The 24,962-nt window shown below is 73.6% G+C and carries 10 protein-coding genes; 1 reads left to right on the top strand and 9 read right to left on the bottom strand.

Translation table 11 applies throughout. The features are described 5' to 3' along the window. The 3 genes from AB0E19_RS32305 to AB0E19_RS32295 form a co-directional block, all read right to left on the bottom strand. The coding region (locus AB0E19_RS32305) for a Glu/Leu/Phe/Val dehydrogenase dimerization domain-containing protein (RefSeq protein WP_362186458.1) at positions 1-416 on the bottom strand (416 nt) is incomplete at its 3' end. Beyond that, positions 413-1,849 (bottom strand): NADP-dependent phosphogluconate dehydrogenase, encoded by a 1,437-nt coding sequence (gene gndA, locus AB0E19_RS32300; RefSeq protein WP_362186453.1) that lies wholly within the window; start codon positions 1,847-1,849, stop codon positions 413-415. The genes AB0E19_RS32305 and gndA, both read right to left, overlap by 4 nt. Positions 1,850-2,029: 180 nt before the next feature. Then, on the bottom strand, positions 2,030-2,854 hold the full coding sequence (locus AB0E19_RS32295; protein ID WP_362186450.1) for an AfsR/SARP family transcriptional regulator: 825 nt from the start codon (positions 2,852-2,854) through the stop codon (positions 2,030-2,032). A 161-nt stretch (positions 2,855-3,015) separates the two neighbouring features. Between AB0E19_RS32295 and AB0E19_RS32290 the strand changes: the two genes are divergently transcribed. Then, entirely contained in the window at positions 3,016-3,546 is a 531-nt protein-coding gene (locus AB0E19_RS32290) for a flavin reductase family protein (RefSeq protein WP_362186447.1), read from the top strand. Between the two features lie 165 nt (positions 3,547-3,711). On the opposite strand, the gene AB0E19_RS32285 is transcribed toward AB0E19_RS32290, so the two are convergent. From AB0E19_RS32285 to AB0E19_RS32260, 6 genes are all read right to left on the bottom strand, one after another. Then, a complete protein-coding gene (locus AB0E19_RS32285) occupies positions 3,712-4,950 on the bottom strand; it encodes a cytochrome P450 (protein WP_362186444.1) in 1,239 nt (412 codons plus the stop codon). Between the two features lie 157 nt (positions 4,951-5,107). After that, positions 5,108-5,518 carry a DUF4440 domain-containing protein gene (locus tag AB0E19_RS32280; RefSeq protein ID WP_362186441.1) on the bottom strand — a complete coding sequence of 137 codons (411 nt, stop codon included), beginning with the start codon at positions 5,516-5,518 and terminating at the stop codon, positions 5,108-5,110. 69 nt (positions 5,519-5,587) lie between these two features. After that, entirely contained in the window at positions 5,588-7,078 is a 1,491-nt protein-coding gene (locus AB0E19_RS32275; protein WP_362186437.1) for an NAD(P)/FAD-dependent oxidoreductase, read from the bottom strand. 247 nt (positions 7,079-7,325) lie between these two features. Beyond that, complete coding sequence (locus tag AB0E19_RS32270) at positions 7,326-8,516, bottom strand: acyl-CoA dehydrogenase family protein (RefSeq protein WP_362186434.1); 1,191 nt, start codon at positions 8,514-8,516, stop codon at positions 7,326-7,328. A gap of 386 nt (positions 8,517-8,902) precedes the next feature. Then, positions 8,903-15,538: a thioester reductase domain-containing protein gene (locus AB0E19_RS32265; protein ID WP_362186431.1), complete on the bottom strand. Its 6,636-nt coding sequence runs from the start codon at positions 15,536-15,538 to the stop codon at positions 8,903-8,905. Positions 15,539-15,623: 85 nt separating this feature from the next. Then, positions 15,624-24,956, bottom strand: coding sequence for an SDR family NAD(P)-dependent oxidoreductase (locus AB0E19_RS32260; RefSeq protein WP_362186428.1), 9,333 nt, complete (start codon positions 24,954-24,956; stop codon positions 15,624-15,626). Positions 24,957-24,962 lie beyond the last annotated feature (6 nt).

Here is a 24,962-nt window from a genome sequence, read left to right as displayed (position 1 = left end):
CGGCCGTGCGGGTCGAAGTCGCTGCCGCCCTTGCCGCCGCCGATGCCGAGGCCGGTCAGCGCGTTCTTGAAGATCTGCTCGAAGCCGAGGAACTTGATGATGCCGAGGTTCACCGAGGGATGGAAGCGCAGGCCGCCCTTGTAGGGGCCGAGGGCGCTGTTGAACTCGACGCGGAAGCCGCGGTTCACCCGGACGGTTCCGGAGTCGTCCACCCATGGGACCCGGAACATCAACTGCCGCTCCGGTTCCACGAGGCGCTCGACCAGCTTGGCCGTGGCGTACTCGGGGCGGGCATGGAGCACGGGACCGAGGGATTCGAGGACCTCACGGGCGGCCTGGTGGAACTCGGCCTCACCGGGGTTGCGCCGCAGGATCTCGTCGTACAGGGATTCCAGCTGAGGGGTCGGAGCGGTCATGGGATCCGTAAGCCTTTCGGGATGAAGTCGTCGTGCGGGGTGGTGCGGTACCCCGTACGGGCGCCGGCCAGGTCCCGTCGGCCCCGGGCGGGGACGGCCGGAAGGCGCTCGGCGCGCAGGGAGTCGTAGTAGGAGAGCGCGGTGGAGAGCGCGGGGGCGGGGACGCCGCCGCGGGCCGCCGTGGCGACGACGCCGCGCCAGCCTCGCTGCGCCGCGGCGAACTCGCGGGTGAACGCGGCGTCGGCCGGGAAGCACGGCACGGCGCGGCCGGACCCGTGGGCGCCGGAGATCCGGTCGAGGAAGGGTGCCGGGACGAGGGAGTCGTCCCCCCAGAGGGAGGAGACGACGCCGAGGTCGATGTCCCAGTCGTAGGCGCCGTTCGCCTCCACGATCCGGTGCCAGCCCTGGGCCCACACCACGACCTTGGAGGCGTACAGGGCCTGCTCCACCTCGCGGACGAACGCGTCGGGGTCGGCGAGGTGCCGTCCGACGGGCTCGGGTCCGGGGAGCCGGCGGGCGGCCCGGTGCCAGGCGGCGAGGCCGGACAGCGCCTGGTCGAACACCGCCGCGGCGATGTTCGCGACGGGGACGTCGGCGTCCTGGGCGCTCCGGTCGATGCGGCGCCCGGAACCCCCCTGCCGCTCCTCGTGCCGGCCGCCCCGTCCCGCGGCCTCCCGGTCGTCGTCCGCGCCGATGGCGTCGGTGCGGGCGAGGAGGTCCGCGCTGATCTCCGTGAAGTGGGCGCCGAGCCGGCCGCCGTCCCACCGCCCGAAGACGTCCGCGATGCGCGCCGGCGAGAAGCCGCCGATCCCGCGGAGCAGGTCGTACGCCTCCGCGGTCAGTTCCACGGTGGCGTGGGCGATGCCGTCGTGCACCATCTTCACGAAGTGGCCCGCGCCGTCGGGACCTACGCGCGTCGCGGCGGGGCGGCCGTCGGAGGTGCGCGTGGCGATCGTCTCCAGGACCGGGCCGACGACCGCGTACGCCTCCGGGGAGCCGCCGACCGTGATGCTGGGGCCGTACAGCGTCTTCTCCTCGCCCCCGGAGATTCCGGCCCCCACGAAGTGGATGCCGTGCTCCCCCAGTTCGGCCTCGCGGCGGCGGGTGTCGGCGAAGTGCGCGTCGCCGCCGTCGACGAGGAGGTCACCGGGTTCGAGGAGCGGGGCGAACGCGGCGATGACGGAGTCGGTCGCCTCCCCGGGGCGGACCGTGATCAGGAGCCGTCTGGGCCGCTCCAGGGAGGAGAGGAGCTCGCGCGCGGACCGGGCGGGGAGGAAGGTGCCCTCGTGCCCGAACGCGTCGACGAGCCCCCGGGTCCGGTCGGCGGTCCGGCTGTGCACGGCGACCGCGTAGCCGCGACGGGCCAGGTTGCGGGCGAGGTTGCGTCCGGTCGCCGCGAGGCCGATGACGCCGATCTGGGCGGTCGAGGGCATGGCAAAGCTCTCCCTTCTGCATGGGTGGGTCGTGCGAACGTGGTGGATGCGCCGTCGGGGCGCCGCGGGAACGCCGTGGTGCGGCTGCCCCACTCCGTGTCGCCGGACGTCGCACGCGACGTCCGGCCGGGCAGCCGCACCGTGAGAACCTCGGACCGTTCCCGTTGATTCCCGGGAGGGTCAGCCGGCGAGAGAAACTTTTCGCAGGGGGGTGACCTCGAGCTCCGCGCGGATCACTTCCTTGCGCACGGGCGCCGAGCCGAGCACCTCGCGCTGCAACATCTGGACCTCCGGAGAGGGTTCGAGGCCCAGCTCCTCGTTCAGGAGGCGCCGCAGGTTCTGGTAGGCCTGGAGCGCCTCGGCGCGCCGGCCCGCCTGGGACAGGGCGCGGATCAGCTGCCCGTGGAACCACTCGTTCAGCGGGTAGTCCTGGACCCGCATGCGCAGCTCGGGGATCGTCTCCCGGTAGCGGCCGAGCCGGTGCTCGGTCTCGATGCGCAACTCCAGTGCCCTGATGCGCAGTTCCTCGACATGGGAGATGGCGGACGCGAGCACCTCGCCGGTCCGCACGGTCGACAGCACCGGGCCGCGCCACAGGGCGAGGGCCTCACGGAGCCGGGCGGACGCACCCTGGACGGCCCCCAGTTCGAGGTCCTCCTGGGCCTGGTTGATCAAACCCTCGAAGACGAGGAGGTCGATCTCGTCCGCCTCGACCTCGGCGACGTACCCGCGCGAACGGGTGGTCACGATCTGACGGTTGGCCGGTATCCCACACTCGCTCACCAGCATGCGGCGGGCGTGGTACACGTACGTCTGGAGTGTCGTCTGAGCGCTTCGAGGCGGATGGGCACCCCACAGCTCCCGTATGAGAGCTTCGGATGCCACGACCTCGTTGGGCCTGGTGAGGAGCAGGGCGAGCGTCTGACAGACCTTCGGCGTACCGGGTCGATGGATGCGACCGTCGTCCGTGATGATCTCGAAAGGGCCTAAGAGGTTGAACCGCACTCCGCACACTCCTTCCCGGCACTTTTGGCGCCGGCCTCACATCGTCGACGTGGCTGAGTTCACCCTAGGCAGATGGCGTGTCACGGAGCCAACAAACGACAAGGAAGTGTCAAGTGTTGATTTTCACCTAACAAGCAGAGGGGGCGCGACATCGACTGGACATGCTTTCGAGGCGGTTCCCGGACGATGGACATGTGCTCACAAAGTCGATCTCCCCAGACCTTTTCCGTGCCGCTCTGTCCCACTGGACCAGTGGAGTCACCGTCGTGACCACGTCGGATCCGGCGGGCGCCCACCACGGCTTCACCGCGAGCGCCTTCTCGTCGGTGTCCCTGGATCCCGCCCTCGTCCTCGTGTGCCTGGACAACAGGGCGAACTGCTACGAGGCCTTCGACCAGTCGCCGGGCTTCGTGGTGCACGTCCTCGCCGAGGGCCAGGAGGACCTCGCCGGGCACTTCGCCCGCAAGGGAGCGGACAAGTTCGCCGGGCTCGGGGTGGACCTGTCCCCCTCCGGGCTGCCGCTGCTGCCGGACGCCCTGGTCCGGATGGAGTGCCGGACCGAACGCCGTATACCGGCAGGCGACCACCTGATCCTCATCGGCGAGGTGATGGAGGCGCAGACCGGCGACGGCGACCCGCTGGTCTACTACCGGAGCAACTTCCGCCGACTCGCCGACGGGAGCCGGGCCTAGCGCCTCCGGCATCCCCCTGGAGCCCATGGAAGGAAGAGGGTCGCAGCGATAACGCTGCGACCCTCTTCCTCATGCCCTGACGGCCTCATGTCCTGACGGCCTCACGGGCCCATGGGCTCAGGTGCCCATGGGCCCGTGGGCCCGTGGGCCCGTGGGCCCGTGTGTTCAGGAAGCGCCGCCCTTCAGGAGCACCGGCAGCTCGCCGTGCCCGTTGGAGATGAAGGAGCCGAGGGGCGGGATGGACGCGGCCGGCCGGGCCAGGGCCAGGTCCGGGAAGCGCTCGAAGAGCGCGGGGAGGGCGATGGACGCCTCCAGGCGGGCCAGCGGCGCGCCCACGCAGTGGTGGACGCCGTGGCCGAAGGCGACGTGGTCGCGCCGGGTGGGCCGGGTGATGTCGAACTCGTCGGCGGTCTCGCCGTGGGTGCGGGGGTCACGGCCGGCGGCGCCGAAGGAGATGAGGATCGGGTCGCCCTTGGGGATGACGACGTCGCCGAGGTCGATGTCCTCGACGGCGTACCGCATGGGCAGGTTGACCAGGGGGGCCTCCAGGCGGAGGGTCTCCTCGACGACGTCCTCCCAGTTCGCCTCGCCGGAGCGCACGAGCGCGAACTGCTCGGGGTGCGTCAGCAGGGCGTAGACCGCGTGGTCGAGGAGGTTCACGGTCGTCTCGTGTCCCGCGGTGAACATCAGCAGGATGGTGTCGACGAGTTCGCGCTCGGTGAGGCCCTGGCCGCCGTCCTCGTCGCGGGCGCCGATGAGCCCGGTGATCAGGTCGTCGTCCGGATCCGCCCGCTTGACCTCGACGATCTCGGCGAGCAGGGCGTACACCTCGGCCTCGTTGCGCTGGGCGTCCTCGGCCGAGGCGCTGGTGTCGAAGAGGTTGTGGATGACACTCAGCAGCCGGTCGCGCAGGTCGTCGGGTATGCCCAGGAGTTCGGATATGACGTACGTGGGCAGCGGGTAGGCGAACTCCGCCCGCAGGTCGACCATGCCGTCCTCGGCGAGCGCGGCCAGCCGGTCCAGGAGGGTGTGCGTGAGCTCCTCGATCCGCGGGCGCAGGAGGGCGGTGCGGCGGGCGGTGAAGGCCTTGGCGACGAGCTTGCGCAGGCGCTTGTGGTCGTCGCCGTAGGCCGTGATCATGTTGCGGTCCGCGACCCACATGGCGAGCGACCAGGTCTGCGCGAGCTCGCTCTCGCCGTTGCCCCAGGCGGGCCAGTGCTGGTACGTGTCGCGGGAGACGCGCGGGTCCGTGAGCAGGTCCTTGACGAGCTGGTGGTCGGTGACCGTCCAGACGACCACGCCGCCCGGCAGCTCGGTCTGGGTCGCCCGGCCTCTCGCTCTGAGCAGCCGGCCCTCCGCGTGGACGTCCGCACCTGTCGGGTCGATGGCAAAGGGGCACCGCATGCTGCTCATCTTTCTGGCCTCGCTCATATGGGGGAAAGGGGACGGCCCCCGGGTGGGAAACGCGCTTCGTAGGGGTGGTCGAAGCGCGTCTCCTCCGGGGGCCGTCTAGGGGTCTCACCGTGGTTCCGGGCGGGGGAACCCGGGACCGCGGTGTGTCTTACGCGGTCGGCAGCTCGTCGGCGAGCGGACGGTCGACCGCCATGATCCAGCGGTTCTCACCCACGCGACGCATCACGTCGGTGCAGGTGCCGTTGATCACGACGGGCTTGCCGTCCTCACCGGTGAGCTCCAGCTCGAACTCGACGAACACGAGCGAGACGTCGCCCGCGACGTAGTTGTTCGTCACGCGCGAGTCGAGCTTCGGTCCTGTCTTCAGCAGGTCGATGATGCCCTGCTTCCGCTCGGCGCCCGTGAGGGGCTTTCCGGTCAGATTCGAAATGGCGTCATCCCGGTACAGCGCGTCGAAGATGGCGCCGTCACCCGAGTTGAAGGCGTCGATGAACGCCTGGTTCTGCTGCTCGACGTCGTCGGTGAGGACCAGGTTCTTCAGGTCCGAGGTGGTCGTCATGGCGGTGAGGTACTCCTGTTTCTACGGGAGGGTGGGGGCGGCGGGGGCCGCCGGCCTGACGGACGGGCGTCACGCCATGCCGGAGGCCTCCGCCGCCTTGATCGCGGCGTTGATGCCGGACTCGATGGCGCCTTCGATGAAGCCGTTCCAGCCGCTGGCCAGACCGTCGTTGGCGAAGGCGATGCGGCCCACGGGCTGCTGCAGGGCGGGCAGCTGACGCAGGAGCTGGTTGGGACGGCGCAGCGACCAGCCGCCGCGCGCGTACGGGTCGTGACCCCAGTCGGCGAGCTTGAAGTCGACGACCTCGTAGGCGGATCCGAGGATCTTCTTCACCTCGGCGTTGAGGCTGGCCTTGTCCAGCGTCAGGCCGGCGCCGCCGAAGGCGATCATCAGCTGGCCGTCGGGGAGCTTGTGCATGGGGACCATGGACTCGAACTTCGAGCCCTCGACGCTCTGCACCAGGGTGCGGGTCTGCGGGCCGCGCACGTACATCCAGATCTTCACGGCGTGCGGCACGCCCAGGCCCTCGGTGGCCGCGTCCTTGAAGGCCTGCGGAATGCCGTAGGTGAAGGTGATGTTGTTCCAGACGTTCGTCGGGACGGCACAGACGACGGCCTTGGCGCGGTAGACGATGTTCTGGGCGGTGGTCACGGAGACCTGGGATCCCGCGGCGGCCGGGTCGGAGATCCGGACGACGTTCTGGTTGTAGGTGATCCCGTGGTTCGCCTCGTTGAACATGGCCTGGGCGAGGCCGATCATGCCGGTGGCCGGCTTCTGGCTGGTCATGTTGAACCAGCCGTTGGCGTCGTAGCCGCCGAGGGCCCACCAGTGGGCGAGGGAGGTCCAGCTGGCGCTGCTGGACGGCAGACCGGCGTAGCCGGCCAGCGTGCCGCCGATCCAGGCCTTCTCCTCCGCGGTCATCCCGAGCTGGGCGTACCGGTTGGCGACGGTGAAGCCGTCCTGGGCGGCGATCAGGTCCTTGGCCTGGAGCGGGTTCAGGGCGTTCGGCAGGAACGTCTGGGTGCCCTGGAAGAACTTGGTGTACAGGTCGCCCATCGTCCCGAAGGCCGTACCGAGGTCGTACTGCCGGTAGGTGCCGTCGGCCTGCTGCGCGAGGACGGCGTCCATCGGGTCGTCGTAGACGATGCCGATGCCGTACTTGCGCAGCGCGGTCTGGACGTTCGACTGGCTCGGGTGGAACCAGCCGGCGCCGAGCTCGATCTGCTGGCCCTGGAGGGTGTCGGTCCAGGTCCGGCCGCCTATGCGGCTTCTGGCCTCCAGGATCTCCACGTTCTGGAAGCCCATGCCGCGCAGGTGACGCGCCGCGGCGAGACCCGCGAAGCCCGCGCCGATCACGAGGATGTCGGGGTCGGGCTCGACCGGCGTGCCGCCCGGCGCGGCGGCCGCGGTGGTGGTGGTGCCGGACAGGGCCATGCCCGCGGCGGCCATGGCGCCGACGGCGCCGGCCCGCTTGAGGAAGCCACGGCGGTTCCAGCCGCCGGCGGCGGCCTCCGTGTCCTCGCCCTGGACGAGCTGTGCGTCGCTGTGCTGAGCGTCCATCAAATGATCCCTTTGATCTCGTCTTTGTCGGTGGAAATGCGGAGAGCTCCACGAAGGCGGGGCGTGGGGGGTGGGTCTGGGGGTGACCATCTGATGGGCGCTCCGTCGTGCTGTCCGGCCGGTGCGTCACGCAGGGGGGCGCGACGCCCCGGCCTCCGTCCCCGCCCGGGAAGGGGGAGTGCGGGCGGGGAGGAGTCGGAGTACCGGTGGCGCGGCCCGCCCGGACGGGCGGGCCGCGGCCTGCCCCTTAGAGGAAGGGGGTCTCGGGGTCGAGGCCGAGCAGCACGCGCCCGTGGACCTCGAGGTTGGTGCTGAGCAGCAGCAGACCGTGCAGGGACAGGCCCTGGATGTCACGGTGGAACCGCTGGAGCGGCGCGGAGCGGGCGATGACGGAGGCACCGCTCGCGTTGTAGAGGATCTCGACGGCCTCCTTGGCGAGCTGCATCGCGTAGGCGGCCTGGCCGCGGAGTTCGGCCTTCTCCTCGATGGTGGGCTGCTCGTCGGCGTCGGCGCGCGCCTGGAGGCGGCCGATGTAGACGGACTGCAGGGCGAACGCCGCGGCGATCTTGTTGGCGGCGGTGGCGACCTGGATCTGGGTCAGCGGGTGCTGAGCCTGGTCCTCGTAGTCGGTGTACGTGATCGGGCGGCCGTTGACGCGGCCCTTGAAGAGCTCCAGGGCGCCGGTGGCGATGCCGAGGTAGGCGGACACGCCGGCCGCCATCACGTAGCTGAACAGCCCGTACTTGCGGCCGGGGGTGACCTCCTGGTCACGGCCGGGCGTGGTGTTGAAGATGGCGTCGCCGAAGCCGACCACCCGGTGCTCGGGGACGAAGACCCCGGTGGCGGTGGAGGTGCAGCTGCCGGTGCCGCCGGCGGACATCACGTCCCAGTCGTCCGCGATGGTGAACTCGGACTGCGGGACGATCGCGACGACCTCCTCGTGGGAGCCGTCGGCGTGCTCCAGGATGGCGGCGGCGATGTTCCAGTCGGCGCCGCGCACACCGGAGTTGAAGCGCCAGGCGCCGTCGAGGACGTAGCCGCCCTCGGTCGCCTTCAGCGTGCCGCTGGGGGTGAAGCCACCGGACACCTTGACGGAACCGCCGGCGAACACCTCCTCCTGGACGCTGTCCGGGAACAGGGTGACGAGCCAGCCGCTGGACACCCAGACCATGGCGACCCAGCCGGTGGAGGGGCAGCCGCTGGAGATCGCGGACAGGACCCGGGCCTGCTCCTCCAGGGAGCTGTCGAGGCCGCCGAAGCGCGCCGGGACGCCCATGCGGAACACGCCCGCCTTGTCCAGGAGGTCGATGTTCTCCTGCGGGATCCAGCGTCGCTTCTCGGCCTCCGCGCCGTTCTCCCGCAGCAGGGGCACGGCCTTCCCGACCTCGTCGAGAATGCGGTCGACCTCGAGGTCGCTCGCGCTGTCGATCCTGGTCATTCTTTTTCTCCTCCCCAAGCCGTCTGTTCTCTCACCGGCCCGACAGCGGCGGTGACCACAGGCAGCGTTCTGGCGTACGGGACCCGGAATTCCTGTGGAATTCGACGGGAGTTCGGCACGAATGCCGGCGGTCTGCGAGGTCGGATTGCGTTGCGCGAAGGTGCGCCGCAGGGGAACCGCGCCGATGCCAGAACGCTACGGGCAGACAGTTTCAAGCCGTTCATGCCGCGAGTCACCGCGCGGTAATCGCCGGGGTGACCTGTGCAGAGACCGGCGGATGCCCGCACGATGAGCCGCGCGCCCGGCCTCCCGTCGCAGAGGACGGGAGGCCGGGCGCGCCGGGTGTGCTCGCCGGCCGGGCCGGCGTCAGGGGTGGTGGGGCGGGGTCAGACCGCTTCCAGGACGCGGTCGTTCTCCGGCCGCGGGAAGTAGCCGGTGGAGACGAAGAACTCGACGTACCGGGCGAAGAGTTCGGCGGTGACGGGCGGGCACTCGACGCCGGTGCCCTCCAGGGCCTCGACGGTGTCCGTGACGTCCATCGGGGGGTAGAAGCCCTCGCTGTCGGTCATCACCATCTCGAAGGCGTCGAGGAGCGGCACCATCGCGTTGTCGCGGTCGGCCGTGACCTTCTCCAGCCAGGTGTCCCGGTCGAACTCGTCGAGGCGGTGGCCGGCGGCGCGCAGCAGCTCGGCGGCCTCGGCGAAGCTGAACTCGGCCGGGTTGTAGAGGTGGAACGTGCGGCCGGTGTTCTCCTCCCGGGTGGAGATGGCGACGATGGCCGCGCTGACGTAGTCCACCGGCATCAGGTGCAGCGGACCGGCCAGACCCTTGGGGACGGCCCCCGCCTGCAGCAGCCCCTTGAGGCTGAGCCAGACGAAGTCCTTGGTCTGGCAGGCGCCGTGGGCCTGGTCGCCGGAGATGACGTCGACGCGGTGGACGGTGACGGGCAGTCCGCGTTCGACGGCCCGCTTGGCCAGCTGCTCGCACACCCACTTGGTCTGCACGTAGCCGGTGGGCATCGACTCGGGCGTGCCGACCGGGTCGGTGGGCCGCAGGGCCCGGCCGTCGCCGGTGGCGCCGGAGAACACGCCGGTGGTGGAGACGTAGTGCAGGGGCACGCTGCGGTGCTTGGCGGCGAGCCGCATCAGCTCCACGGTGCCGCCGACGTTGGCCTCCCGCAGCCGGGCGTACGGGTGGATCCAGTTCACCGACGCGCCCGGGTGGTAGACCGCGTCGACGGTACGGGCGAGGTGCTCGTACTCCTCCTCGCCGAGGCCGAGCCGGGCACTGCCCAGGTCGCCGACGTGGACCCGCACCCGCTCCTGGTCGATCTCCGGCCACAGCCGGTACCACTCCAGGTTGGCGCGGAGCCGGGCGTGCGCGTCCTCCGCGTCGGCGCCGCGGACCAGGACGTGCACGGTGGCCCGGGTGGTGCGCAGCAGGTCGCGCAGGAGGAAGGCGCCGAGGAAGCCGGTGCCGCCGGTGAGCAGCACCTCCGACGGGTCGTCGGCGGACCGGACGACCTCGGCGGCGGGGACGATGTCGTCCGGCAGCTCCGTGTCGGCCGCGAAGTCCGTCTCCTCCGGCGCCGCCGTCCCGGCCCCGTCGAGGAGCAGCGCGCACAGGTGCGCGGCGAGCGCCGCCGGGGTCGGGTGGTCGAAGACCAGGGAGGCGGGCAGCCGCCGGCCGGTGACGGTGCTGATGCGGTTGCGGAGCTCCACGGACGTCAGCGAGTCGAAGCCGAGGCCGGGGAACGGCAGGTCCAGCGGGATGGCGCCGGGGTCGGAGTGCCCGATCACGGCCCCGATCTCGGCGCGCAGCAGGTCGACGACATAGCCGAGGCGGCGCTCCTCGGGGAGGCCGGCGAGGACCTCCGCGGGGTCTCCGGCGGCGACGGCGCTGTTGCGGGCCGTCGGCCGGCCGGGGGCCTTGGCCAGGGTCGTGAGCAGCAGCGGCGCCTGGGCGGCCTTCTCCCGCAGGGCGGTGATGTCCAGCGGGGTGGCGACGAGGGCGGGGCTGCCGAGGCCGAGCGCCGTGTCGAGGATCGCCGGGCCCTGCTCGGTGGTGACGGGGCGGAAGCCGGCCCGCGCGATGCGCTGGAGGTCCGCCTCGTCCAGGTCCCCGGTCATGCCGCTGGCCTGCGCCCACAGGCCCCAGGCGACGGAGGTCGCGGGCAGGCCGCGGGCGGCCCGGTGCTGGGCGAGGGAGTCGAGGAACGCGTTGGCGGCGGCGTAGTTGGACTGGCCCGCGCCGCCGATGACGCCGGCGAGCGAGGAGAACAGCACGAACGCCGACAGGTCCAGCTCGCGGGTCAGGTCGTGCAGGTTCCAGGCCGCGTCGGCCTTCGGCCGCAGCACCCGGTCGACCCGCTCGGGCGTCTGGTCGGCGAGGAGTCCGTCGTCGAGGACACCGGCGAGGTGGACCACCCCGGTCAGCGGCCGGTCGGCGGGGACGGCGGCGAGGACGGCGGCGAGCGCGTCCCGGTCGGCGGCGTCGCACGCGGCGATCGTCACCTCCGCGCCGAGCTCCCGCAGTTCGGCGGCGAGCTCCTCGGCGCCCGCGGCGTCGGCGCCGCGGCGGCTGGTGAGCAGCAGGTGCCGCACTCCGTGGACGCCGGCGAGGTGGCGGGCGAAGAGCGCGCCGAGGGTGCCGGTGCCGCCGGTGATCAGGACGGTGCCGTCGGCACGCCACTCCCCCGTGGCCGGGCCGGAGTCCTCGGCGCCGACGCGGGCCAGGCGGGGCAGCAGGACCGCGCCCGCGCGGACCGCGGCCTGCGCCTCCCCGGACCGTACGAGGACGTCGAGGAGTTCCGCGGGCACCTCGGGCTCGTCGGTGTCGACGAGGACGATCCGGCCGGGCGCCTCGGACTGGGCGGAGCGCAGCAGGCCCCACACGGCGCCGGCGGCGAGGTCGGGCACGGTGTCGCCGCCGGCGCCCGGGACGGCTCCGGTGGCGAGGGCGCCGCGGGTGGCGACGACCAGCGGGACACCGGCCAGCCGCTCGTCGGCGAGCCAGCGCTGGGCGAGCTCCAGGACCCGGTGGGCGGCGAGGTGCGCCGACTCGGCCGGGGACCCGGCCTCGGGGCTGGTCCAGGGCAGCAGGACCGCGTCCAGGCGGGTCCCGGAGTCCAGGGCGGCGGCGACGTCGGCCGGGCCGGTGTACGGCCGGCCGGCGAACCCGGCCTCGTACGGCCTGGGGTCCTGACCGTCGCGCCCGGTGCCGTCGGCGAGGACGCCCCAGGTCAGGGCGGACGGGTCGGCCTGTCCGGTGGGCAGGGCGAGCGGGTTCCAGCCGATCCGGAACAGGGCGTCGGCGGACCGGGCGCGGCCGCGGCCGATCTCCTCGGCGGGCACGGCACGGAACCGCACGGACTCGGCGGAGGCGACGGGCTGCCCGCTGCGGTCGGCGAGCCGCAGCCCGTACGCGCCCTCGGGCAGCGGGGTGAGGCGGGCCCGGACGGCGGCGGCGCCGGTGGCGTGCACCCGGAAGCCGGTGAGCCGGTCGGCGGTCCACGCGGGTCCCGTCCCGTCCTGCTCCCACGTCGGGTCGGCGATGCCCAGGGCGGAGGCGAGGAGCACCGGGTGGAGCAGGTGCGTGCCGGCGCCGGAGGCCTCCCGCTCGGGCAGCCGCACCTCGGCGTGGAGCGAGCCGTCGTCGGTGCGCCACACGGTCACGGGCGAGGCCTCGGGCGCGGCGTCCGCCGCGGTCTCCGGCTCGGTGTCGGTGCCGTGCCCGGCGTGCGCCACGGCGCCCTCCGGCGGCCAGGCCGCCAGGTCGAACGGCGCCCCGGCGGCGCGGACGCTCAGCAGGCCCCGGCCGAGCGGGGTCCACGGCAGGTCGCCCCGCTCGGGGCGGGCGTGCACGGTGACGGAGCGGCGGCCGTCCGCGTCGGCAGCGCCGACCGCGACCTGCACGTGGACGCCTTCGCCCTCCGGCAGGACGACCGGGTTGTCGAGGATGAGCTCGTCGACGCTGGTGGCGCCGAACTCGTCGCCGGCCCTGGCCGCCAGTTCGGCGAGCGCGGCCACGTCGAGGACGGGCGCGCCGTACAGGGTGCGGGTGGCGAGCCAGGGGTGGGTGCGCAGCGAGAGGCGGCTGGTGAACAGGGTCTCGTCGGAACCGGCGACGGTGACGGCGGCGCCGAGCAGCGGGTGCCCGGTCGCGCCGAGCCCGAGGCCCTGCGCGTCGAGGGTGCCGCTGCCCGCCTCGTACCAGTAGCGGTCCTGCTGGAAGGCGTACGTCGGCAGCAGCGCGCGCCGCGCGCCGGTGCCGTCGAAGACCTTCGCCCAGTCGGGTCCGGCGCCGCGCACCTGGGCCTCGCCGAGGGAGGTCCAGAAGCGCTCCAGGCCGCCCTCGTCGCGGCGCAGGGAGCCGATGAAGACGGCGTCGCGGCCGGTGTCGTCGATGGTGCCCTGGATGCCGGCGGCGAGCACGGGGTGCGGGCTGCACTCGATGAAGGTGGTCCAGTCCTCGCCGAGGAGGCGGCGGACGGCGGTGTCGAGCTGGACGGTCTGGCGCAGGTTGCGGTACCAGTAGCCGCCGTCCATCTCGGTGCCCTCGGCCCAGGTGCCGGTGACCGTGGACAGGAACGGTATCTCCGCGGGGCGCGGGGCGACCGGGGCGAGCAGCCCGGCCAGTTCCTCTTCGAGGAGTTCGACGTACGCGGAGTGGGAGGCGTAGTCGACGTCGATGCGGCGGACCCGCTCGCCGGCGGCCTTCGCCTGCTCCAGGAACGCGTCGAGGGCGTCGGTCTCACCGGCGACGACGACGCTCGCGGGGCCGTTGACGGCGGCCAGCTGGATGCGGCCCTCCCACGGCTCGATGAGCTCCCGCACCCGGTCGGCGCCGAGCGCCACGGACACCATGCCGCCGAGTCCGGCGAGGACCCGGCCGATGGCCTGGCTGCGCAGGGCGACGACGCGGGCGCCGTCCTGGAGGCTGAGCACGCCCGCCACGGTGGCGGCGGCGATCTCGCCCTGGGAGTGGCCGACGACGACGTCCGGCCGCACGCCGTGGTGGCGCCAGAGCGCGGCCAGGGAGACCATCACGGACCACAGGACGGGCTGGATGACGTCGACGCGCTCGATGTCGGGCGCGCCGTCCGCGCCGCGCAGCACGTCGTCGAGGGACCAGTCGCAGAACTCGGCGAGCGCGGCGCCGCAGTCGGCGATGGAGCGGGCGAACGCGGGCGCGGTGTCGAGGAGTTCGACGGCCATGCCGATCCACTGGGAGCCCTGCCCGGGGAACAGGAACGCGGTGCGGCCCGCCGTCCCTGCGGCGCCGCGGACCAGGCCGGCGGCGGGCTGGTCGTCGGCGAGCGCCCGCAGCCGGTGCAGGAGGCCGTCCCGGTCGGTGCCGACGAGCACGGCCCGCTCGGGGAGGGCCGCGCGGTGCACGGCGAGCGTGTACGCGACGTCGAGGGCGCGGACGTCGTCGTTCTTCTCCAGGTGGTCGAGGAGCCTGCGGGCCTGGCCGCGCAGGGCGTCGCCGGTGCGCGCGGACAGCGCCCACGGGACGACGGGCAGCTCCGTCGAGGCGGCGGCGGTGCCGGTGTCGGCGTCGCCTTCGGCGGCCGGGGCGGGCGCCTCGGCCGGGGGCTGCTCCAGGATGACGTGGGCGTTGGTGCCGCTCACGCCGAAGGAGGAGACGCCGGCGCGGCGGGGCCGGTTCAGCTCCGGCCAGGCGCGGGCCTCGGTGAGCAGCTCGACGGCGCCCGACTCCCAGTCGACCATCGGCGTCGGCCGGTCGACGTGCAGGGTCTGCGGCATCACGCCGTGGCGCAGCGCCTGCACCATCTTGATGATGCCGCCGGCGCCGGCCGCGGCCACGGTGTGGCCGATGTTCGACTTGAACGAGCCGAGGTAGAGGGGGCGGCTGCGGGGCCGGTTCTGGCCGTAGGTGTTGAGCAGCGCCTGCGCCTCGATGGGGTCGCCGAGCCGGGTGCCGGTGCCGTGGGCCTCGACGATGTCGACGTCCCCGGAGCCGAGTCCCGCGCCGGTCAGGGCCTGGCGGATGACCCGCTCCTGGGAGGGGCCGTTGGGCGCGGTGATGCCGTTGCTCGCGCCGTCCTGGTTGACGGCGGTGCTGCGGACGACGGCGAGGACCTGGTGGCCGTTCTTCCTGGCCTCGGACAGCCGCTCGATCAGGATGAGGCCGACGCCCTCGGACCAGCCGGTGCCGTCGGCGGAGGCCGCGAACGACTTGCAGCGGCCGTCGGCGGCGAGGCCGCTCTGCCGGGAGAAGTCGACGAAGCCGCCCGGGTGGCCGTTCACGGTGGTGCCGCCCGCGAGGGCGAGCGCGCACTCGCCGCTGCGGACCGCGTTGACCGCGAGGTGCAGGGCGACCAGCGACGACGAGCAGGCCGTGTCGAGGGAGACGGCGGGCCCTTCCAGGCCGAGGAAGTAGGAGATGCGGCCGGAGGCGACGCTGCTGAGCTTGCTGGTCATCAGATAGCCCTCGAACTCCTCGGGGCCGTCGAGTTCCAGGTAGCTCTGCTCCACGACGCCCACGAACACGCCCGTGCGGCTGCCCTTGAGGGAGGTCGGGTCGATGCCCGCGTGCTCGAACGTCTCCCAGGCGGTCTCCAGGAGCACCCGGTGCTGCGGGTCCATGGCGAGCGCCTCGCGCGGGGAGATCCCGAAGAAGCCGGCGTCGAAGCGGGTGGCCCCGTCGAGGAAGCCGCCCTCCTTCGTGTACGTCTTGCCGGGCTTGCCCGGCTCCGGGTCGTACAGGGCGTCGGCGTCCCAGCCCCGGTCGACGGGCCAGGGCGTGATGGCGTCGCGGCCCTCGGCGACGAGCTGCCACAGGTCGTCGGGGGAGGCGACGCCACCGGGGTAGCGGCAGCCCATGCCGACGATGACGATCGGGTCCTCGTCGGCCGCCTCCAGCTCCGCGACCCGGCGGCGGGCCTGCTGGAGCTCGACGGTGACGCGCTTCAGGTACTCGACGAGCTTCTCTTCGTTCGGCACGCCGGCGGTGCCGGACGCCTTGGGGGTGGGGGGTGTGCTGGGCTTCGTGGACATGCGTGAATCTCTCCTCGGTGGCCCCGGGTGCCGCGTGGCACCCGGGGAACTGCGAAGGGAAGGGGACGTCGGTGGCGCGGGACCGTCAGTTCACGGGGTCACCGCCCAGCTCGCTGTCGATGAACGCGAACAGGTCCTCGGCGGAAGCCGAACCGAGCCGCTCGGCCAGATCCGTCTCCTCCTCTGCGGGAGCCGGGGCCGCCTGGGCGGCCGCGGCGAACGCCACGGGGGCGCCCCCGAGGGTCTCCAGGAGCTCCATGAGCCGCGCCGAGACCGCCGCACGGGCCTCCTCGTCGTCGGCGAGAGCCCCGAACCCGGCCTCGACGCGGTCGAGTTCGTCGAGCACCGCGCCGCTGCCGGACGTGCCCGACGTGGCGAGCTCCAGCAGACCGGCGGCGAGCGCGGCGGGCGTCGGGTGGTCGAAGACCAGCGTGGCCGGCAGCTTCATCCCGGCCGCGGCACCCAGGCGGTTGCGCAGGTCGACCGCGGTCAGCGAGTCGAAGCCCAGCTCCTGGAACGCCCGCGTCGGCTCGACGGCGTCCGGGTCCGCGTGGCCGAGGACCTCCGCCACCTTGCTCCGCACCAGGGTGAGCACGGTGCGGGACCGCGCCTCGGCGTCGAGCCCGGCGAGCCGGTCGGCGAGCGACTCGGCGGGCGCGGCCTGGGACGCGGCGGTACGACGGGCGGCCCGGGCGGCCTCCCGCGGCGCCCGCTCCGCGCCGTCGCCCTCGCCCTCCGGCCCGGACGCGGCGAAGGCCTCGTACGGGATCTCCTGGAAGGAGACGGAGCCTGCGGAGAGCACGGGCTGACCGGCACCGTCGGTCAGCAGGAGCGCGGCCGAGTCCGCGTCCCGCTCCGTGAAGTGGGCGCGTACGGCGGTGGCACCGGTGGCGTGCAGCCGGACCCCGCTCCACGCGACGGGCACGAGCACCCCGTCCGCCTCGGCCGGCCGGGGGAACGGATGCCGGAGCAGCGCCCCGTCGATCAGCTCCGGGTGCAGGCCGAACCGCCCGGCGTCGGCCGCGAGTTCGTCCGCGAGCGCCACCTCGGGGCCGGACGCTCCGGCACCGGGGACCTCCGCGTCCGGTCCGGCGTCGCCCAGCGTGCCCTCGGCGTGCAGGGTCCACTCGGCGCCGGGCCGGTCGGCCCTGGCGTGGACGGCGAACGGCCGCAGCCCGTCCTCGTCCGGCCCGCCCACGCGGACCTGGAGCTGTACGTCGCCGGAGGCGGGCAGCACCAGGGGCGCGTGCAGGGCGAGCCCGTGGAGGGTGTCCGCGCCCAGCTCGTCACCGGCGCGGATCAGCAGCTCGACGAACGAGCCGGCGGAGAGGACGACGGCGTCCCCGACCGCGTGGCGGTCCAGCCACGGGTGGGTGTGGCGGTTGACGCGGCTGGTGAAGAGGGTGTCCTCGGAGCCGGCGACGGTGACGGCCGCGCCGAGCAGGGGGTGACCGCCGCTCGCACCGGCGGAAGCGGCCGAGCCGGACTCCAGCCAGTAGCGCTGGGTCTGGAACGCGTAGGTGGGAAGGGTGACCCGGCCCGGCTGGGCCGGGGCGAAGTACGCGTCCCAGTCCACCGGGACGCCGGCGGCGTGCAGCTGCCCGAGCGCGGCCACCAGGGTGTCCGGCTCGGAACGGTCGCGCCGCAGACCGGCGACCAGCGTGCCGTCCTCGACGGACTCCGCCGCCATGGCGGACAGGACACCATCCGGACCCAGCTCCAGGAAGACGCCGACTCCGGCGGTCTCCAGGGTCCCGACCGCGTCGGCGAACCGCACCGCGCCACGGACCTGGTCCGCCCAGTACTGCGGCGTCCGCAGATCGTCGCCCTCCGCGAGACGGCCCGTCAGCGTGGAGACGACCGGAATGGTCGGCTCGGCAAAGGTGAGCTTCGCCGCTTCCGTGCGGAAGTCGTCGAGCATGCCGTCCATGTGCGGAGAGTGGAACGCGTGCGACACCGTCAGCCGCTTGGTCTTACGGCCCTGCTCCCGCAGCTTCTCCGCGACCGCGAGGACCGCGTCCTCATCACCCGAGATCACCACCGAGGCCGGACCGTTGACGGCCGCGACCGCCACCCGGCCCTCAAGCAGCGGCAGAACCTCGCCCTCCGCAGCCTGCACGGCCACCATCGCACCACCCGACGGCAGCGCATCCATCAGCGACGCACGCGCCACCACCAGACGGGCCGCGTCCTCCAGGGACAACACCCCCGCCACATGCGCGGCCGCCAGCTCACCGATCGAGTGACCGGCCACGAAGTCCGGACGCACACCCCACGACTCCACCAGCCGGAACAGCGCGACCTCGACCGCGAACAACGCCGGCTGCGTCATCCCCGTACGGTCCAGGGCCTCACCACCCGAGGCGATCACCTCGCGCAGCGACACCCCCAGCAGACCGTCCAGAACTGCGACGACCTCACCGAACGCCTCCGCGAACTCCGGGAACGCGTCCGCCAGTTCCAGACCCATCCCGGCACGCTGCGCGCCCTGGCCCGTGAACAGGAACGCCGTCTTGCCCGAACGGCCCGCGCCGCTCACGACCGAGGCGCTGGAGCCGCCCTCGGCGAGCTCCCGCAGCCCCGACAACAGGGCCTCGCGGTCGTCGCCGACGACCACGGCCCGGTGATCCAGCACCGCACGACCGGCGGCCAGCGAGAAACCGACGTCGGCCGGACGGAGTTCGACGCCAGCCTCGACGAACGCGGCGAGGCGAGCCGCCTGGTCCTGGAGGGCCTGGGCCGTACGGCCGGACACCGTCCACGGCACCACGGACAGGTCCGTGGCCGGCCGGTCGTCCCGCGCGGTCCGCGGGGCGGCGGCCGGGGGCTCCTCGATGATCACGTGGGCGTTGGTGCCGCTGATGCCGAAGGAGGACACGGCGGCCCGGCGGGGCCGGCCGGCCTCGGGCCACGGGATCTCCTCCGAGAGGAGCTCCACGGCGCCCGTCTCCCAGTCGACGTGCGGCGTCGGCTCGCCGACGTGGAGGGTGCGGGGCAGCACGCCGTGGCGCATCGCCTCGATCATCTTGATCATGCTGCCGACGCCGGCGGCGGCCTGGGAGTGGCCGATGTTCGACTTCAGCGAGCCGAGGTAGAGCGGACGGTCCTCCGGCCGGTCCTGGCCGTAGGTGTTGAGCAGCGCCTGCGCCTCGATGGGGTCGCCGAGACGGGTGCCGGTGCCGTGCGCCTCGACCGCGTCCACGTCGGCGGTCGAGAGTCCGGCCGCGGCGAGGGCCCGGCGGATGACCCGCTCCTGGGAGGGGCCGTTCGGGGCGGTGAGGCCGTTGCTCGCGCCGTCCTGGTTGACGGCCGAACCCCGCACCACCGCGAGGACCTGGTGCCCGTTGCGTACCGCGTCCGACAGGCGCTCGACGAGCAGCAGGCCCACACCCTCGGCCCAGCCGGTGCCGTCGGCGTCCGCCGAGAACGACTTGCAGCGGCCGTCGGGCGAGAGTCCGCGCTGGCGCGAGAACTCCACGTACGTCAGCGGGGTGGACATCACGGTCGCGCCGCCGGCGAGGGCGAGGTCGCACTCGCCGCTGCGCAGGGCGTTGGCCGCGAGGTGCAGGGCGACCAGGGACGACGAGCAGGCGGTGTCCACCGTGACGGCCGGACCCTCCAGGCCGAGGGTGTACGAGACGCGGCCGGAGGCCACGCTGCCCGCGATGCCGGCGGCGCGGTACCCCTCCAGGTCGTCGGGGATGTACGCGGCCCCGGCGCCGTAGTCGTGGTACATGACGCCGGTGTAGACGCCGGTCCGGCTGCCGCGCAGGGCGCCGGGGTCCACGCCCGCGTTCTCGAAGGCCTCCCACGCCGTCTGGAGCAGCAGGCGCTGCTGCGGGTCGGTGGCCAGGGCCTCGCGCGGCGACATCCCGAAGAACTCGGGGTCGAAGCGGTCGGCGTCGTACAAGAAGCCACCGTGGCGCGTGTACGTCTTGCCGACGCTCTCGGGGTCGGGGTCGTACAGCGAGTCGACGTCCCAGCCGCGGTTGTCCGGGAACTCGGACACCGCGTCCACGCCGTCGGCGACCAGCCGCCACAGGTCCTCGGGCGAGGTGACCCCGCCCGGGTAGCGGCAGGCCATGCCGACGATCGCGATCGGCTCGTCCGTCGTGACGACGGTGGGTGCCACGGGAGCGGCGGCGGCCGGGGTGTTCGCGTCGAGGCCGAGCTGGTCGCGCAGGTGGGTGGCGAGGGCGCCGGGGTTCGGGTGGTCGAAGACCAGCGTGGTCGACAGGCGCAGGCCGGTGGCGGTGTTGAGGCGGTTGCGGAGCTCGACCGCGGTCAGCGAGTCGAAGCCCAGCTCCTGGAACGCCCGGTCGGCGTCGATCGCCGACGGATCGGCGTGCCCGAGGACCCCGGCCACCTGCGCCCGCACCAGGTCGAGCAGGGCCGTGTCCCGCTGCGCCGGCGTCAGCGGCGCGAGCCGCTCCGCCAGGGCGGCGTCGCCGTGGCTCGCGGAGCCGGCGCGGCGCGGCGCCGCCGGGACCAGGGCCCGCAGCATCGGCAGCGGCGGCTGGTCGCCGTTCCCGCCGCGCAGCGCGGCGAGCTCGATGCGGTTGACGGCGAGGACGGCCTCGCCGGTGGCGGGGGCGGCGTCGAACAGCTCCATGGCCTCGGCCGTGCGCAGCGGCAGGAGGCCCGAGCGGGCCATGCGCTGGAGGTCGACGTCCGACAGACCGCCGGAGAGCTCGCTGCTCTCCGCCCACAGGCCCCAGGCCAGCGACAGACCCGGCAGACCCTGGGCCCGGCGGTGCGCCGCCAGGGCGTCGAGGAAGGTGTTGCCTGCGGAGTAGTTCGCCTGCCCGGCGGTGCCGAGGAGACCCGCGATCGAGGAGTAGAAGACGAAGGCGGTGAGGTCGAGCTCGCGGGTGAGCTCGTGGAGGTTCCACGCCGCGTCGACCTTCGGCCGCAGCACGGCGTCGAGGCGCTCGGCGGTGAGCGAGCCGATGAGCCCGTCGTCGAGGACGCCCGCGGTGTGGACGACGGCGGTGAGCGGCTGCTCGGCGGGGACGGCGGCCAGGAGCCCGGCCAGCGCCTCCCGGTCCGTCACGTCGCACGCCGCGACCGTCACCGATGCACCGGCCTCCTCCAGCTCCGCACGCAACTCGGCCGCACCCGGGGCGCTTTCACCGCGCCGGCTGACCAGCAGCAGGTGACGGGCACCGTGCTCGGCCACCACGTGCCGGGCCAGGACCGCACCCAGCGCACCCGTGGCACCCGTGATCAGCACCGTCCCCGCGTCCCAGCGGGGACCGGACGCGCCGGTGTCGTCGCTGTCCGCCTGGACCGCCTGGGCCCGGGCGAGCCGGGGCACGAGCAGCGATCCCGCCCGCACCGCGACCTGCGACTCCCCGCTCGCCAGGACGGCGGCGAGGGCACGGCCGGACGCGTCGGTCTCCTCGTCGAGGTCGACGAGGACGATCCTGTCCGGGTTCTCGGTCTGTGCGGAGCGCACCAGACCCCACACACCGGCGTGCAGCAGATCCGACACGTCCCCGCCGCCGACGGAGACCGCGCCGCGCGTCACGACCACGAGCCGCGACTCGGCGAACCGCTCCTCCGCCAGCCAGGAACGCACCACGCCCAGCACCCGGGCCACGGCGCCGCGCGCCGCCTCGCCCGAGACGGCGCCGCCGGACATCAACGGCAGCACGACCACGCCCGGCACCGCCGGCAGCGCGGACACCGCCGACAGGTCCGACGCGTCCGAGGCGAGCTCGAAACGGTCGCCGGGGAGGGCGAGTTCACCCGCGGGGGCGGGCAGGGGCGTCCACGAGACGGCGTAGAGACCGTCGTGGACCTGGGTCGCCGCGGCGCGCAGCGCCTCCCGGGAGAGGGGGCGCAGCGCCAGCTCCTCGACGACGGCGACGGGCGCGCCCGAGGCGTCGGCGACGGTCAGCGCGACCGACTCGGGCCCGGTGAGCCGGAGCCGTACGCGCAGCGCCGACGCACCGAGGGCGTGCACCTGGACGCCGGACCAGGAGAACGGGAAGCCCTCCTGGCCCTTGCCGTCGGCGACGCCCGGGAGCAGGGTGTGCAGGGCGGCGTCGAGGAGCGCGGGGTGCAGACCGAAGCGGGCCGCGTCGGCACGCTGCTCCTCACCCAGGGCCACCTCGGCGAACAGCTCGCCCTCGGCCTTCCAGACCCGGCGCAGGCCCTGGAACACCGGGCCGTAGCCGTAGCCGAGCTCCGACAACCGCGCGTAGATCCCGTCGAGTTCGGCCTCCTCGGCCCCGACGGGCGGCCAGGCGGCCAGCCCCTCCGGGGTCTCCGTGCCGACCGGGACGAGGGTGCCCGTGGCGTGCGGCACCCACGGCTGGGCGGCGACGTCGTCGTCGCCGTCGGGCCGGGAGTAGACGCCGACGCTCCGGCGGCCCGAGGCGTCGGGACCGCCGACGAGGACCTGGATCCGGACACCGCCGGAGGCCGGCAGCACGAGCGGGGCCGCGAGGGTCAGGTCCTCGACGCGGCCGGCGCCGAGGCGCTCCCCCGCCGCCGTCGCCAGCTCCACGAAGCCCGTCCCCGGGAAGAGGTCGGTGTCGAGGACCCGGTGGTCGGCGAGCCAGGGGTGGGTGCGACGGCTGACGCGGCTGGTGAAGAGGGTGTCCTCGGAACCGGCGACGGTGACGGCCGCACCGAGCAGCGGGTGACCGCTGCTGTCGGCCAGGACCGCCGGACCGGACTCCAGCCAGTAGCGCTGCGTCTGGAACGCGTAGGTGGGAAGGGTGACCCGGCCCGGCTGGGCCGGGGCGAAGTACGCGTCCCAGTCGACCGCGACGCCGGCGGCGTGCAGCTGCCCGAGCGCGGCCACCAGGGTGTCCGGCTCGGAACGGTCGCGCCGCAGACCGGCGACCAGCGTGCCGTCCTCGACGGACTCCGCCGCCATGGCGGACAGGACACCATCCGGACCCAGCTCCAGGAAGACGCCGACTCCGGCGGTCTCCAGGGTCCCGACCGCGTCGGCGAACCGCACCGCGCCACGGACCTGATCCGCCCAGTACTGCGGCGTCCGCAGATCGTCACCCTCCGCGAGACGGCCCGTCAGCGTCGACACAACGGGAATCGAAGGCTCGGCGAACGTCAGCTTGGCGGCCTCCGTGCGGAAGTCGTCGAGCATGCCGTCCATGTGCGGAGAGTGGAACGCGTGCGACACCGTCAGCCGCTTGGTCTTACGGCCCTGCTCCCGCAGCTTCTCCGTCACCGCGAGGACCGCGTCCTCATCACCCGAGATCACCACCGAGGTCGGACCGTTGACGGCCGCGACCGCCACCCGGCCCTCAAGCAGCGGCAGAACCTCGCCCTCGGCAGCCTGGACGGCCACCATCGCACCACCCGACGGCAGCGCGTCCATCAGAGAGGCACGCGCCACGACCAGACGGGCCGCGTCCTCCAGGGACAGCACCCCCGCCACGTGCGCGGCCGCCAGCTCACCGATCGAGTGACCCGCCACGAAGTCCGGACGCACACCCCACGACTCCACCAGCCGGAACAGCGCGACCTCGACCGCGAACAGCGCCGGCTGCGTCATCCCCGTACGGTCCAGGGCCTCACCGCCCGAGGCGATCACCTCGCGCAGCGACACCCCCAGCAGACCGTCCAGAACTGCGACGACCTCACCGAACGCCTCCGCGAACTCCGGGAACGCGTCCGCCAGTTCGAGGCCCATGCCGGCGCGCTGCGCGCCCTGGCCCGTGAACAGGAACGCCGTCTTGCCCGAACGGCCCGCGCCGCTCACGACCGAGGCGCTGGAGCCGCCCTCGGCGAGCTCCCGCAGCCCCGACAACAGGGCCTCGCGGTCGTCGCCGACGACCACGGCCCGGTGATCCAGCACCGCACGACCGGCGGCCAGCGAGAAGCCGACGTCGACGGGGCGCGGGGCGGTCTCGGCCGTCTCCAGGGCGGTGAGCAGGTTGCGGGCCTGGGCGGTGAGGGCCTCGGGCGTCTTGCCGGAGAGCGCCCACGGGACGACCGGCAGGTCGACGGCCGGGGCAGCCGGGGCCGAGGCCTGCTCCGTCGTCTCGTCCTCGGCGACCGGCGCCGAGGGCTGCTCGATGATGACGTGGGCGTTGGTGCCGCCGAAGCCGAAGGAGGACACGGCGGCCCGGCGGGGCCGGTCGGCCTCGGGCCACGGCGTCTCCTGGGCGAGGAGCTCGACCGCGCCGCTCTCCCAGTCGACGTGCGGGGTCGGCTCGTCGATGTGGAGGGTGCGGGGCAGCACGCCGTGGCGCATCGCCTCCACCATCTTGATCACGCCGCCGACGCCGGACGCGGCCTGGGCGTGGCCGATGTTCGACTTCAACGACCCGAGGTACACGGGGCGTTCGCGGTCGCTTCCGTAGGTGTTGAGGATGGCCTGCGCCTCGATGGGGTCGCCGAGGCGGGTGCCGGTGCCGTGCGCCTCGACCGCGTCGACCTCGGCGGCGCTCAGGCCGGCGGCCGTCAGGGCCTGGCGGATGACCCGCTCCTGGGCCGGGCCGTTCGGGGCGGTGAGGCCGTTGCTCGCACCGTCCTGGTTGACCGCGGAGCCCTTCAGCACGGCGAGGACCTGGTGGCCGTTGCGCACCGCGTCCGACAGGCGCTCGACGAGCAGCAGGCCCACACCCTCGGCCCAGCCCGTACCGTCCGCGTCCGCCGAGAACGACTTGCAGCGGCCGTCGGCGGCGAGGCCGCGGAGCCGGGAGAACTCGATGAAGGCGACCGGGGTGGACATCACCGTGGCGCCGCCCGCGAGGGCGAGGTCGCACTCGCCGCGCCGCAGGGCGTTGGCGGCGAGGTGCAGGGCGACCAGGGACGACGAGCAGGCGGTGTCCACGGTCACGGCCGGGCCTTCGAGGCCGTACGTGTAGGCGAGCCGGCCGGAGGCGATGCTGCCGGCGCTGCCGCTGAACAGGTAGCCCTCGACGCCCTCCGGGGGCAGGTGGGGGCGGGAGCCGTAGTCGTTGTACATGACGCCGGTGAACACACCGGTGCGGCTGCCGCGGACGTCCTCGGGGTCGATGCCGGCCCGCTCGAAGGCCTCCCAGGCCGTCTGGAGCAGCAGGCGCTGCTGCGGGTCGACGGCGACGGCCTCGCGCGGCGACATGCCGAAGAACTCGGGGTCGAAGCGGTCGGCGTCGTGGAGGAAGCCGCCCTCGCGCCCGTAGGTCTTGCCGACGCTCTCGGGGTCGGGGTCGTACAGCGAGTCGACGTCCCAGCCGCGGTTGTCCGGGAACTCGGACACCGCGTCCACGCCGTCGGCGACCAGCCGCCACAGGTCCTCGGGCGAGGTGACCCCGCCCGGGTAGCGGCAGGCCATGCCGACGATCGCGATGGGTTCCTGCTGCCTGTCCTCCACTTCGCGCAGGCGCCTGCGCGCGTCACGGGCATCCGCGATGGCCCGCTTGAGGTAATCGCGGAGTTTCTCCTCGCCCGACATGGTGTC

The organism is Streptomyces sp. NPDC047974 (assembly GCF_040653375.1).
Classification (GTDB): Bacteria; Actinomycetota; Actinomycetes; order Streptomycetales; family Streptomycetaceae; genus Streptomyces.
This window is presented reverse-complemented; position numbering and strand designations above follow the sequence as displayed.

Coding starts and splice junctions, on each gene's coding strand:
- gndA (WP_362186453.1), bottom strand. CDS start 1,849: ATGCCCTCGACCGCCCAGATCGGCGTCATCGGCCTCGCGGCGACCGGA.
- AB0E19_RS32290 (WP_362186447.1), top strand. CDS start 3,016: ATGCTTTCGAGGCGGTTCCCGGACGATGGACATGTGCTCACAAAGTCG.
- AB0E19_RS32285 (WP_362186444.1), bottom strand. CDS start 4,950: ATGCGGTGCCCCTTTGCCATCGACCCGACAGGTGCGGACGTCCACGCG.
- AB0E19_RS32280 (WP_362186441.1), bottom strand. CDS start 5,518: ATGACGACCACCTCGGACCTGAAGAACCTGGTCCTCACCGACGACGTC.
- AB0E19_RS32275 (WP_362186437.1), bottom strand. CDS start 7,078: ATGGACGCTCAGCACAGCGACGCACAGCTCGTCCAGGGCGAGGACACG.
- AB0E19_RS32270 (WP_362186434.1), bottom strand. CDS start 8,516: ATGACCAGGATCGACAGCGCGAGCGACCTCGAGGTCGACCGCATTCTC.
- AB0E19_RS32265 (WP_362186431.1), bottom strand. CDS start 15,538: ATGTCCACGAAGCCCAGCACACCCCCCACCCCCAAGGCGTCCGGCACC.
- AB0E19_RS32260 (WP_362186428.1), bottom strand. CDS start 24,956: ATGTCGGGCGAGGAGAAACTCCGCGATTACCTCAAGCGGGCCATCGCG.